This is a genomic window from Hymenobacter glacieicola, assembly GCF_014640315.1.
Lineage (GTDB): Bacteria > Bacteroidota > Bacteroidia > Cytophagales > Hymenobacteraceae > Hymenobacter > Hymenobacter glacieicola.
In genome coordinates this window covers 38,151-51,128 of sequence record NZ_BMGS01000012.1, presented here as the reverse complement: position 1 = coordinate 51,128, position 12,978 = coordinate 38,151, and the positions used below count along the sequence as shown (strand labels likewise).

Genomic DNA, 12,978 nt, shown 5'->3' with positions numbered 1-12,978 from the left:
ACCCGGCCCTGACTTGCGGGCCAGCCCGTATCTTGAGGCCACTGAATCCTTTTCACTTGTATGCAACTTCCTTTGTCCCGCTGGCGCCTGCTTGCGCCTGCCGTCCTGCTGGTGGCTGGTCTGATGAGCTTTCAGGGTGAGCCCGCGCCCTTCAACAAGCTGCGCTCCGGCCTGGAGTACCGAATTTACCGCCGCGAAAATGGGCGGTACGTGCTGCGCCCAGCCCTGCCCGCCACCGGCGACCCCGCCTACGCCGCCCGCGTGGGCCGCATCATGAGCTTGCATCTGGAGTTCCGCACGGCTACGGACTCGGTGCTGATGCACTCCCGGCGGCAGGGCGGCGGCAAGCCCGTGCGCGTGCCCCTGGACACGATACGGCGCGGGCAGGCCGGCGGCGTGGAGGAAGCCCTGTCCTTGCTGCAGCCCGGCGACTCGGGTGTGTTCCGCCTGAACGTGGATACGGTGTTTGCCAAGTCGTTTCGCCAGCCGGTGCCGCCGTTTGTTCGCCGGGCCGGCTCAACGCTTACAGTGCTAGCCAAGGCGGAAAAAGTACAGACGGAGGCCGAAGCCATGCAGGAAATGCAGCAGCAGATGCAGCTGGCTCAGGAACAAGCTAAAAAGCAGGCCGCCCAGCAGAAACTCAAGGACGATGCCCGCATTTTGGCCTACCTCAAGCAAAACAAGCTAAAGGCGCTGAAAACCCCGGGTGGGGTGTACTACGTCGTGACCAAGGCTGGCACCGGCCTCAAGCCCAAGAAGGGACAAACGGTTTCGGTGCTGTACAAAGGTCTCTTGCTCAACGGGAAAGTTTTTGATTCTTCGGAGCGGAATGGAAACAAGCCCATCGAGTTTCCCCTGGGCACGGGCCAGGTAATTCCCGGCTGGGACCAGGGCATTGCCGTGCTCAACAAGGGTAGCAAAGCCATTCTGCTGATTCCCTCTGGCCTGGCCTACGGTCCGCGCGGCGCCGGCAGCGACATTCCCCCGAATGCGGTGCTGCGCTTTAATGTGGAGTTGGTAGGCGTCAAGTAAACGGCCGTTGACCCTTGTCCGTCTCGCTTAAACAAACAGGCCCGACTCAACTGCTGAGTCGGACCCGTTTGTTTAAGCCTATTTCGTTGGCGTACCCGCTTACAGCTCGGCCAGTACCTCCGAGAGGACGGCCAAGGAACGGATGTCGCCTAGGTGCTCTACGTGGAGTTGGTAGTAGCGAATCAGTACGCCCAGCAGCTCCCGGCGCACGCGCCCGTTGGGAATGGCGGCAGTGGCAGGCGTACGGAGCAGGGCGTCGAAGTGCTCCTCGAATTCCTGGAAACGCATGGCCGTGGCGCTGGAGCTAACCGCGCCGCCCGGCACCTCGGAGGCAAAGGCCACCTGAGAAGTAATCTGCTCGCCGTTTTCGGGGCCGAAGCCTAGGTAGTGGCTGAGCCCCAGCAGAAACACTAGGGCAAAGTTCTCAAACCCCTCCTCCTGCCGGTCGAAGGCCAGAATGGAGTCGTGCAGAAACGTAAACAGCGGCTCGTTCTTTTCCTCTTCCTGCAGCACCCGACCCGTAATTTCCGCCAGAAACAAAGCAATGCTGCTTTTGCGCACGTCGTAGGGCAACGTGCGGAACGGCTCGGCGCAGCGGTACTCGGAAAGGCGGGTGAGGCCCCCGCTACGGGAGGTGTAGGCTACCAGCTCCAACGGCGTGAAGGGCTGAAACAAGGCAATGCGGCCCGGAGGCTTGGCCTTGCGCACCCCGTTCACAACGTAGCTCTGCAGCCCCAACTGCTCCGTGTAAATGCGCGCAATGATGCTGGTTTCGCGGTAGCGCATGTAACTCAGAACGATACCACGGGTTTTGATAAGCATGAAGTAAGGGCTACTGGTGAATGATGAACCGACCTGCCGGGTAGAGGCAGCCCATAGCGCAGGGCCGCAGCATTGTAGCGAAGCACCGGCGGGCTACCGAAGTTCGGCTCTGATAAGGTAGAACAACCAGCAAGGCCGGATTGGCTCCGTACTGCGCAGCAAAATTCAGGCGGAATTCAGCTTTAGCGTTCCACTACGGCCACTTTGCTGACGCAGCCATTCTTGCCATCAGCATCCGAAGACAGCACCAGGTACACGCCCGACTGCACCCGGCGGCCGTTGTAATCGGCCAGGTTCCAGGTAACAGTGCCACCATTGGCGCGCGTCTGGTAAACAAGCCGGCCCGCCACATCCGTGATTTTGACCGAGGCGTTGTTGGACAGCCCGGAAATGCCTACCTGCCCCGTAAAGTCCGTGCGAACGGGGTTTGGCGACACGCTGGCGCAGCTGGGCTTGCCTTCCGTGACGGTAGCGCCCCCGCGGTAAGACACCACCCCGGCATCGGTTACCACGAACACCTCACCGGTTTTGTCATTGACTTCCACGTCCACAATCCGGTCAGACGGCAGGGGGCTGTTTGCGGTGGTGAAGTGGGCCAGGGCCTCGTTGCCATCTTCGTTGAAAAGCCACAGGCCCCGGTCGGTGGCAAACCACTTGCGGTTGCCCCCGTCCACGGCAATAGCGCGAATTGCTTCGTCCCGCAGCGCGGCAAAGCCAGTGCCTTCGCCACGCTGCACGATGGGTGTGGTAAACCCCAACGGCTCCGCTGAGTTGAAGATGCCGCCCAGGTCGCTGAATACGGCCGGCCCCTTCAGGGTAGCGGCCCAAATGTAGCCCTGGCGGTCTTTCACCAAGTCGTAAATTTCCCCGTCGGGTAGGCCGTCGCTGACCCCAAAGTAGCGGTTTTCCCGAGTGGTCGGGTTGAGCACGTTAAGCCCCAGCGTCGTACCAATGGGAGCCCGTGCCCTCGATACCCACGCGTTGCCGGCGTCGTCTAGCACGAGGCGCTCCAGGTTTTCACTGCCCCCGAAGTAGGGCACAATCGTCCAGGCAGAAGCTACCGGATCAAAGACAAACAAGCCTGACTGGCCTGCTACCTGGTGCCTATTGACTACCCATACCTTGCCTTCAGCGTCAGTAGTTACATCCGTTACGCGGGTGTAGTTAGGGTCACTGATGGCGCTACGCAGCGGGTTAGGCAAGCCGGAGGTGGGGTTGAACAGACGAAACTTGCCGGGCCCCTTCCATTCCAACAGTCCGTTGCCGTAGCTGGCGATGTACAGCGTGCCGTCGGGAGTGCGAGTACCGCGCGACAAGTCTTTGGGGTTGGGATAGACGGGATTGGGAAACGTGGTTGAAGGCAGGTTCACCGTATCAATGGTAGTCCACTGCCCGTTTTTATACTCAAAAAACCCGCGGCGGTAGTCGCGCTGCAGGTACCGGTCGGAGTAGCCCCCGCTGAAGATGTCCACCGTATTGCTGCGGGCGTCGGCTAGGACGCTGTAGGCTTGGGCTTGGGCCGGAGCATTGGTAATAAACTGCTGCGCCTGCTGTCCGTCCGTGGTTTTCAGCAGGCCACTGGCGAAATCAGCCAGGAAGTAGGCGCCCTCCCGGGTACGGAGGGCGGCGCGCGGGTCGCGCAGCAGGGCGGGCCGCAGCGTGGCCGTTACCGCGCCAGTAGCCGGGTTCAGCACCGATACCTTGGTGTTATCAGTCACGAGCAGGCCGGCCCGCGAGGCAGTCAGCTGCCGGAACTCCGCGCCCCGCAGGGAAGGGGCCACGGGTTGCCAGCCCGTAGCGGGGGTAGCCGGATTGTAGCGGTAGAGCTGGTCGCCGATGCTGCCGGCGAAAACCTGCCCGCTCTGCACCGCCACTGTGCGGAAGGAGTCGCCGCCACGGTTAGGCAGGTCGGTAGTCCAGGCGCGGTAGTCGAGCAGGTTGCCGGCAAGCGGGGCGCGCATCAGCCCATTGGAAGTTGCGGCGAACAGCTGATTGCCGGCCACGGCCGTGGCATACACCCGCACTACCGTACCGCCCGGCCCAATATTGGTGTACGAATCCCGGATTTCAAGGCGGGTCAGGTCCAGCGCTACAATGCCGAAGCTACACGACAGATAGGCCATTCTGCCCGCCACGTGAATGTGGTTGATGGTTTTGGTGCCGCTAATTTCCTTGCGCAGAATATCCGTCAGGTTCAGGATGGCCCCGTCCTTCAGGCGCAGAATATCCAGGTTCGTGTTGCGGTAGGCCACCACTACCTGCTGACTGACGGAGTCGTAGGCCAGCGTGTTCACGCCCACGTCGTGCAAACCGTCGCGGCGCGACAGGAGCTGGGTAGTGTTCAGGCCTTTATCGAAGTAGAAGAAGGCGTCTTCGGCCGCCACGTACACCCGGTCGCCTACTTCGGCCAGGGCCTTGGCCCGGTTGGTGGGCAAATGGAGCTGCCAGTCGCCGTAGCCGGCCGTGGACTGGGCACGAACCTCGGAAGCAGAAACGGTCAGGAAGAAAGCCGCGAGGGTAGCCCCCCGGCGCAGGCGTAACACTAGAGTCATCGGCAGATACGTACGGCACTACTACAAGATGCAGTGGCAAGATAACGCCGCCAGCGGGGCTTTAGTGCTGCCGAGTAGGGCGGGCCGCCTCGGGACTGGTTCTGAGTCGGCCCCCGCGGTTAGCGCGCCTCCGCCTGACTGCTCGGCTCGGTTGCTTTTTCGCGCATGCCTTCCTGAAAGCAGTGGCGGCAGCGGGCTTCGTAGGCATCGGTTTCGCCGAGCAGGATCTTGCTTTCCGAAGCCGTCACGCGGAAGGAGTAAGAGGCTATTTCACCGCAGCATACGCATACAGCGTGCACTTTGGTCACGAACTCGGCCACGGCCATCAGGGCGGGCATGGGGCCGAAGGGCTGGCCCATGTAGTCCATATCAAGGCCGGCCACGATGACACGGGTGCCGCGGTTAGCCAGCTGCACGCACACCTCCACCAAGGACTCATCGAAGAACTGCGCTTCATCTACGCCTACTACGTCGCAGCCGGCGGCTAGTAGCAGCATCTCCTGGGCCACGGGCACGGGCGTGGAGCGGATGCTATTCTGGTTGTGCGACACCACGTCTTGGGCATGGTAGCGCGTATCGAGGGCGGGCTTGAAAATCTCGACCCGCTGGCGGGCAATCTTGGCCCGGTTCAGCCGCCGGATCAGCTCCTCAGTCTTGCCGGAAAACATGGAGCCGCACACAACTTCAATCCAGCCCCGGCGGGCAATATCACGGCCGGTACCGACGCGGGGTTCGATAAACACAGGAGAGTGGGTAAGAAGGTGAGCAAATACGGGGCTGACCAGCCGGTGGGCAAGCGCAGTACCGAAATTACGAGTTTGCTTCCGGATACTAGCAACCGGCCGGGCAAGCTACTGCCGCGCTGGCCAGCCTCTGCTTACAGCTTTGTCATGCTTAACAGCTCAGCCTCTGCGTTGTAGACCAGCTAAATTTTATCCCCTTTTTCCAGCGCCCGGCAGAGCTGGTCGGATACGGGCACTTGTTGCTGTTTCAGAAACAATGTCGCATCCGTATCACTCCGTGTACAGCATGTGGGGCAGCTTGGTGGCCTCGGGCACGCGGCCCGTGACTTCGCCGGCGAGTAGGCGCGTCTGGCAGGTAAGGCGCTCGGTGGGCAGCAGCCGCCCGGCCGCCCGGTAGCGCAACTCCGGCTCGGTGGGCGGCGTTAGCAGGTCCAGGCCGCTGACAACCTGCAGGCGGCAGGTAGTGCAGCGGCCCCGGGCCCCGCAGGCGTGGAGCCAGTCGTGGCCGGCGGCTTGCACGGCGGCCAGCAAGGTAGCACCGGCCGCCACCGGAATCGGCTTGCCGGGCAGATTTTGCACAAGTAGAGTGGGCATCTTTCCCTAAATTGCCCGTTGAATCAGGCTTTTCATGAAGACCAAATATAGCCACGCCAAGCGTGAACAATACGGCCGCCTGCTGGCTTCGCTGCTCTGCGACCAGCACTTTGGGGCCCGCCCCACGGCTACCCTGGATGGGCCGGCGGTACTGCGCTTCACCCCTATCCGGCAGGTCAACCTGTTCGTTGTGCAGCAGCTGCTGGGCAAGTGGACGGCGGAAATGACCAAGCTGCGCAGCCCCTATTTCGACTTTGAGGACGCTGATGTGCGGCAGGCGCTTACGCAGTTCATGAACATTCTCTCGCGCCGCATCAAGCTCAGTCGGCCCGTGTTTGAGCCCCTGCTGGCCCAGGCCATTACCGACACGCTGGGCGGGGCGCTGGCTCCCACGGAAGTCTTCATTCATAAGCTGCTGGGCGAGGCTACTACCTGCACGCCCGAGCAGCTGCGCGAAGGCCTGCGCTATATCGACCTGAACAAGCCCGTTTTTGAAAGCTTCCTGACCACTTTGCCGGCCCAGCAGGAACAGGAGCGCGACTATCTGGTGAGCCGCTTCCGCCTGCACGAGGAGGCTTGCGCCGCGGAGCTGCAGCCGCTGGCTGCCGTGCTAGAGTCGTTTAACGTGCTGCTTCCGCTGACGGAGAAGGAGCTGTACGAAGAGCCGGCTGCTACGGAAGCAGCGCCTGCACCGGCAACCCCGCCAGCAGCGCCGCCGGTTCAAGTGGCGCCGCCCGCACCAGTAATGACTGCCGCCCCCGCCTCTACCCCGCCAATACCGCCCGTACCGGAACCCACGCCAGCTCCCGTAGCGGCAGCCACGGCGGCCGTACCGGCGGCGGCACCGGCACCGAAGCCGACGCCCGAGGCCCCGGTGGAACCTCGTCGGCCACTGGTAGAGCCGGCGGCTGGTGGGGCAGTGCCGTTGTATGAGAAGCTCAAGGCCGAACAGCCGGCGGCGCCCAGCTTAAGCGAGACGCTGCGCCAGGAGCGCTCCAGCGCCACCCTGGCTGAGAAAGCCCCCCGGGTAGAATCCTTGCGCGAAGCCATTTCCATCAACCAGCGCTTCAGCTTTATTAACGAGCTGTTCAACGGGGAAAACATGGAGTACCACGCTGCCATTCAGCACCTAGACACCCTGCCCGATGCCAGCACCGCCAAGCGCTACGTCACGGAAAACCTGATGGAGCAGTACGGCTGGGTGCGCAAGGATGAGCACATCAACAAGCTTCTGAAGCTTATCGAGCGCAAGTTCAGTAACTAGGTACCCCATCGGGAGGCCATAGCTTGGCCTAGACTTTCGATTGGACTGTAATTTCAGGTCTGGCTCTACTACCCCACAGCGGCCGGTTGGCATTACGTCGGCCGGCCGCTGCTGCTTGCGGGGTGCGGTCAGACCCAGCCTCGAGTTTTATTTTTCAGGCGGGAGCTGCCCGCCGTTACGCGCCTTGTATGTTGTCTGGTTTGCCTGCTTCCTCCCGCTTCTTGGCGTTGCGCTGGCCCCGGTGGTTGCTGGTGTACGTGCTGGCGCTGGGGCTGGTGGCCGGACCGGCCTACACCATGTACGTGCACTACGACTTCTCCCACTCTTTGGACACGCGCAGCTACCTGCGCATTGCGCGCGGGGAGTTTGCGGGCGTGAGCGTTACCCGGCGCTACCGGGTGCTGGTGCCCTGGGTAGCCGCGGCCGTGGCCTGGCCCCTGGAAAAGGTGTACGCCCACATCTGGCCCCAGCGGGCGGCCAGCGAGTGGCCCTTACGCCTGGGGTTTTACGTGGTCAACTGCCTGCTGATGGGGGGCTTTGGGCTGGTGCTGTTTCGGACCGGCCTGCTGTACGGGGCCGCGCCCCCGGCGGCTGCCCTGGCCATGGCAGCCGTACTGACGAGCAGATGGGCCGTGTACTCGGCCGGCCTACCCTTGGTGGATAGCTTATACCTGCTCGTGTTTGCCCTGGCTTTCTACGGGGCACGCAGTGGCTCCGCGGCGGCCCTGGTGGCGGTGCTGCTGCTGGGGCCGCACGCCAAGGAGTCGTTTGTGTTTCTGGTGCCGTGGCTGCTGGTATTCGGGCAGCGGGCCTTGCGCTGGCCGGCACAGCTGGGCTGGTTGGCCGTTGGCGGGGCAGTAGCGCTGGGGCTGCGCCACTGGATTGAAGTTCAGGTAGGCGCCCCACCCGCCGAGAGCCTCCACAACGCCCTGGCCCACCTGGAAAACCTTGTGTACTCCCTGCACCGGCTGTTTTCGGTGAAAGGAGCCGGGGAAATCTTTAGCATTTTCGGGTTTTTCAGCCTGGCGCTCCTACCCGGGCTGCGCACCCAAGCCGCGCGCCACGCCTGGCTACCGCCCCTGGGCTGGCCGGCGGCCGGGCTGCTGGCGGTGGTGGCGGCTCACATGGTCCTGTCCGGCGACCTGGGGCGAATGGGCTACTTGGCCGCGCCCGTTTTCGCCGTTGCCTTCGCCCTGATTATAACCCGCCTGCCGCTTTTTCACTGGCTAAGCCGTGCGTCTACTGCTGAGCCTGAGCGGGTAGGTTAGTCCGGCCCCAGCGGCAGCCACCAGCAGGGGTAGGACTGGCACCGCAAACCGGGAAGCGCCCAGCGGCCCCGTCAGCAGGGCAACGTACCCAATAATGACTACTACCCCCCAGCGTGCCGCCGCATTGCCTGCGTCCGGCTGCAGCAGGAAGCGTAGGGCCAGAACCAGCCGCGCCACATTGGCCAGCAGTATCAACAGCAGGCCCGCCACCAAACCCCCGGGTAGTTGGGGCAGATACCTGGGAATGGCGCGGTAGCCTTGCTCATTCAGGCGCTGCAGCAAGCCAGGCCCGGTTGAATCCGGCAGGCCCAGAAAGTACACCATATCAAATCGGCCCGGGTCCAGGAAAAAGCTGACCATCCCGCGCAGGTGCTGCGCAGCATAAGCCACCGGATGGCGCCAAAGCACCGCTACGCTGGCCCGCTGAATGTACTGCTGCTGCTCCCGAAAACCAGGCAGCTGCTGGCTGGCAGCTACCGTCCCGCGCACGAAACGTTCTGCCGCCACAGGTCCCTCGGTTGCCTGCAATACGCCCCGCGCATTGTAGCGCAGCAGATTTATCTCGGCAATGCTGGAAAAGTGAAAGTAGCCGGTGCGCGCCTCGTTGCGCCCCATCCAGAGCAACGCCACCAGCAGGGGCACAACGCCCCAGACCACCAGCAACGGCCGCTTCTGCTGCCATCCTACCACAGCTCCTACCCCCAGCAGCAGGGCTGCGGCGGGAAAGAAAACTGGCTTGATGAGGAGGGCCGCCGCCGCCGCCAGGGCCGCCCCGGCGAAGTACCGCGCCTGTCGGGTGGGCTGCCAAAACCTTACGAGCGCCGCCCATAGCACAACAATAGCGGTCTGCAGCAGCAGCTCACTCATCACTACGTTGGCGTAGATAACCTGGGCCGGGGCCGTCATGATGAGCAGGAGCACCACGGCCCACTGCTTATGGCGCAGGCCTTTCCGGGCTAGCCAGCGCAACACCACCCCCAGGTTCACCAGGCTTAGCACGTTCTGCAGCAGCAGCGTAGCCACCGGCAGCGAGGTAGCGGCCTGGGTTCCGCCCGTCAGTAGCAGTAGCACGGGGTAGCCCGGCGGACGAATACTGTACTCCTGGAGCCGCAGCGGGGCAGCGGGCAGCGGCTCCGCGTACAACACCCCGCTGGTGTGCAGGTTGCGCGCCGCTTCCACGTACCGGCCGGAATCAGGGAAAAGAGGCTGCCGGTAGTGAAGTTGCCACCCCAGGGCTACCGCGTGCAGCACCAATAGTGAAGCCCACACCCACGCGGGCACGCGGCCAGTATTGCGCGGGGAGGCGGGCTGCTTCATGGGGTGCAAGTTGCTACGGCTTAGCCACGGAACCAACGCTACCTATTAATAGCGCTCCAGGTCCTGCTTGCGGTAAGCATCAATGGCCAGCAAGATGAAGAGCAAGGTGGTAAAGGACCAGAGCGAAGAACCGCCGTAGCTGAAGAAGGGCAGCGGAATGCCCACCACCGGCGCCAGCCCAATGGTCATGCCGATGTTGACGCAGAAGTGGAAGAAGATAATGCTGGCCACGCAGTAGCCGTAGGTGCGTCCAAACACGGATTTCTGCCGCTCGGCCACGTAGAGCGTGCGGGCCAGCAAGGCCATGAACAGGATGATGGTAACCATGCTCCCGACCCAGCCCCACTCCTCGCCTACCGTGCAGAAAATAAAGTCGGTGCTTTGCTCGGGCACGAAGTCGAACTTGGTTTGGGTGCCCTGCAGGAAGCCCTTGCCGGCCAGCCCACCCGAGCCAATGGCAATTTTCGACTGCGTGACGTTCCAGCCTACCCCCAACGGGTCGGCTGAAGGATTGATCAGTACCTCGATGCGCTTGCGCTGGTGGGGCTGCAGCACGTTGTTGAAAAAGAAGTCGACCCCGAACACCATACCAACTACCACCGCCCACACGCTCAGGGCCAACACCAGGTGATGGCGCAACACGCGCACGTTGAAGGCAAAAACCAGCCCCAGAATAACCGTGAAGGCCCCAATCAGCCAGAGCTTGGGTACCAGCAAAGCCAGAATCAGAATCAGGCCGGCAGCGGCCAGAATCAGCAAAATCAGGGGCGACATCCCCTCCCGGAAGTACGCCAGCAGAAAGGCCCCGAACACCAGCGCCTGGCCGGTTTCGTTGGCAGCAATAATGAGCAGCGGGGGTAGCAGCGTCAGGCCAGCCAGCACCAGCTGGTCGCGGAAGTTTTGCTGGCGCAAGTTGATGCCCGCCATGTAGCGCGACACGGCCAGGGCAGTAATGAACTTGGCAAACTCGGCGGGCTGCAGGCGCACGGGCCCAATTTCCAGCCAGGAGCGGGAGCCGGCAATGGGCCGGGCAATAAACGGCGTCACGACCAGTAGGGCAATCATTACCCCGTACAAAACGAAGGCAAACGTATCGTACGCCTTGTAGTCGACGACCAGCAGAATCACGATGAGGACTATGGCGGTGCCAATCCAGAGAATCTGCTTAAACCAGTTAAAGGCCATCAAGTCCTGGAAGCCCAGCGTGCTGAGCGGACTGGCCGGGGCGTCGGGCGAGTAGCTGGCCGCGTACACGTTCAGCCAGCCCAGCCCAACCATCAGCAGATAAATCAGGACGGTAGGCCAGTCGATGCTACGCGAATACCGGGCGGGAGAAGTGGGCATATAGAAACTGTCATTCCGACCGGAGAAAGGCATCTGGGTGTACCATTTGCGGCTTATTCCAGATTCCTCTCTCCGGTCGGAATGACACAGTTAACGGTGTCGGACGAATTTTTCGGCGGGGCCCTGGAGCCAGAACTCCCACCGTTTGCGCCAGGGGGCAATGTTGCCGCGCAGGTACTTTTCCATCATCAGGGCGGCCATAGGAGCGGCGGAAGTGCCCCCGAAGCCGGCGTTTTCGATGAAGACGGCAATGGCAATTTTGGGGTCTTCGGCCGGGGCGAAGGCGGCAAAGGTGGCGTGGTCGTCGCCGTGGGGGTTTTGCACGGTACCGGTTTTGCCCGCTACCGAAATGCCAAACTCGGCCAGCGAAGCCAGGTTCCCGGTGCCGCCGCGCCCGTCCACTACCGCCTGCATGCCCGGAATCAGGGCCTCAAAGTGCACCGGATCGACGCCCACCGTGTGCCGCTCCCGAAACTGGGGTAGCGGCCCGCCCTGCCCCACGCTCTTCACGAAATGAGGCGTATAATAGTAGCCGCGGTTGGCAATGGTAGCCAGCACATTAGCCATCTGCAGGCCCGTAATCCCGATTTCGCCCTGGCCAATGCTCAGGGAGTATACCGTTCGGTAATTCCAGCGGTGAAAGCCGTTGCGCTTGTCGTAGAAATCGGGGGAAGGAATCAGGCCTTTCTTTTCCTGGGACATATCTACCCCCAACCGGTCGCCGAGGCCGAACTTCATCACCTGCCGGCGCCACTCGCCCAAGCCCAGGCGGGCATCCTCGAAGCGGTTGGTGGAGCGGCCGCGCATCACGGCCGCCCGCATCACTTGGTAGAAGTAGGGGTTGCAGCTGTTCTTAATGGCAATGCCCACGTTGCTAGGGTACTCGTGGTTGTGGGTGCAGCGCACCAACCGCTGGTTGCACGGAAAGCCAGTGTTGGGTAGTACCACGCCCATCTGCAGGGCCACCAGCTCATTCACCAGCTTAAACACGGAGCCGGGCGGGTAGGTAGCCATCAGAGGGCGGTTGAACAGGGGGCGCTCCGGGTTGTTGAGCAGCTCCATGTAGCGGTTGCCCATGCCCTTGCCCGACAGCGTGGCCGGGTCAAACATCGGGGCCGACACAAAGGCCAGAATCTCGCCGGTTTTGGGGTCCAGGGCCACAATGGAGCCCCGCTTGCCCTGCATCAGCAGCTCCCCGTAGGCCTGCAGCTCGGAGTCGATGCTCAGGTGCAGGTCTTGCCCGGCCACGGACAGGGTGTCGAACTCGCCGCCGCGGAAAGCGCCCTTCTCAATGCCGCGCACGTTCACCATGCGGTACTGCACGCCGCGCCGGCCCATGAGCTGCTCCTCATAGTACGACTCCAGCCCGGTAATCCCGAGAAACTCGCCGGGCTGGTATTTAGCGTACTTGGGTTTCTCCAGAAAGGCCGGCGTGATAGAGCCCACGTAACCCAGGGCGTGGGCCATGGAGTGGGTGTTGTACGAACGGGCCATCCGCGATTTGATACTAAAGCCGGGGAAGTCAATGAGGTTGTCCTGGATGGCGGCCAGCTCGGGCGTGCTTAGGTTCTGGAGCAGCGGCGAGGCCTTCACGCGGCTAAACGCCCGGGCCGCTTTCAGGGAAGCGCGCACTTCTTCCAGGGGCAGTTGCAGCAGTTGGGCAAAACGCACCGTGTCCAGCTGCTTTACTTCCCGGGGCGTCACCATCAGGTCGTACACGGGCGTGTTCTGCACCAGAATCTGTCCCTTCCGGTCGTAGATGAGGCCCCGGTAGGGCGTCTGCACAATGCGCTGCAGCGTGTTGCGGTCGGCGGCCAGCTTGTAGCTGCCGTCCAGCACCTGGATGTAGAAGAGGCGCGTCGCAAACACCAGCGCGACGGCCAGGAAAATTGCCTGGACTACGTACTTGCGGCCTTCGAGGTATTGCAAAGCAGAAAAATCTGAGAGGTAATCAGTTCCGGCTCCCGCGCCGGATTTGCAAAGATACTACATGGTGAGGTGGTGAGATAGTGAGGTGGTGAGTTTGCGTTCTGTCTGCGCAG

General features: G+C 62.5%; 10 protein-coding genes. 3 read left to right on the top strand and 7 right to left on the bottom strand.

Features of this window, described 5'->3' with window-relative positions; all coding sequences use genetic code 11:
* Positions 1–60 precede the first annotated feature (60 nt).
* Complete coding sequence (locus tag IEW18_RS18780; protein WP_229728850.1) at positions 61–1,032, top strand: FKBP-type peptidyl-prolyl cis-trans isomerase; 972 nt, start codon at positions 61–63, stop codon at positions 1,030–1,032.
* 99 nt (positions 1,033–1,131) lie between these two features.
* On the opposite strand, the gene recO is transcribed toward IEW18_RS18780, so the two are convergent.
* The 4 genes from recO to IEW18_RS18760 form a co-directional block, all read right to left on the bottom strand.
* Positions 1,132–1,854 (bottom strand): DNA repair protein RecO, encoded by a 723-nt coding sequence (recO, locus tag IEW18_RS18775; RefSeq protein WP_188559418.1) that lies wholly within the window; start codon positions 1,852–1,854, stop codon positions 1,132–1,134.
* 182 nt (positions 1,855–2,036) lie between these two features.
* Positions 2,037–4,406, bottom strand: coding sequence for a type IX secretion system anionic LPS delivery protein PorZ (porZ, locus tag IEW18_RS18770; protein ID WP_188559417.1), 2,370 nt, complete (start codon positions 4,404–4,406; stop codon positions 2,037–2,039).
* Between the two features lie 119 nt (positions 4,407–4,525).
* A complete protein-coding gene (locus IEW18_RS18765) occupies positions 4,526–5,149 on the bottom strand; it encodes a thymidine kinase (protein ID WP_188559416.1) in 624 nt (207 codons plus the stop codon).
* 270 nt (positions 5,150–5,419) lie between these two features.
* Entirely contained in the window at positions 5,420–5,743 is a 324-nt protein-coding gene (locus tag IEW18_RS18760) for a 2Fe-2S iron-sulfur cluster-binding protein (RefSeq protein ID WP_188559415.1), read from the bottom strand.
* A gap of 34 nt (positions 5,744–5,777) precedes the next feature.
* Here IEW18_RS18760 and IEW18_RS18755 point away from each other — a divergent pair, with 34 nt between their 5' ends.
* Both IEW18_RS18755 and IEW18_RS18750 read left to right on the top strand, forming a co-directional pair.
* The gene (locus tag IEW18_RS18755; RefSeq protein ID WP_188559414.1) at positions 5,778–7,007 is read left to right on the top strand and encodes a DUF8457 domain-containing protein; all 1,230 of its coding nucleotides are present in this window, start codon (positions 5,778–5,780) and stop codon (positions 7,005–7,007) included.
* 200 nt (positions 7,008–7,207) lie between these two features.
* A complete protein-coding gene (locus tag IEW18_RS18750) occupies positions 7,208–8,275 on the top strand; it encodes a hypothetical protein (RefSeq protein WP_188559413.1) in 1,068 nt (355 codons plus the stop codon).
* On the opposite strand, the gene IEW18_RS18745 is transcribed toward IEW18_RS18750, so the two are convergent.
* The 3 genes from IEW18_RS18745 to mrdA all read right to left on the bottom strand — a co-directional run bounded on the left by IEW18_RS18745 (position 8,234) and on the right by mrdA (position 12,865).
* A complete protein-coding gene (locus IEW18_RS18745; RefSeq protein WP_188559412.1) occupies positions 8,234–9,592 on the bottom strand; it encodes a glycosyltransferase family protein in 1,359 nt (452 codons plus the stop codon). The two genes, IEW18_RS18750 and IEW18_RS18745, sit on opposite strands and share 42 nt — an antisense overlap.
* A 45-nt stretch (positions 9,593–9,637) precedes the next feature.
* Positions 9,638–10,936, bottom strand: coding sequence for a rod shape-determining protein RodA (rodA, locus tag IEW18_RS18740; protein WP_188559411.1), 1,299 nt, complete (start codon positions 10,934–10,936; stop codon positions 9,638–9,640).
* Positions 10,937–11,026: 90 nt separating this feature from the next.
* Positions 11,027–12,865, bottom strand: a complete 1,839-nt coding sequence (gene mrdA / locus IEW18_RS18735) for a penicillin-binding protein 2 (protein WP_188559410.1) — start codon at positions 12,863–12,865, stop codon at positions 11,027–11,029.
* Between the last annotated feature and the right edge of the window lie 113 nt (positions 12,866–12,978).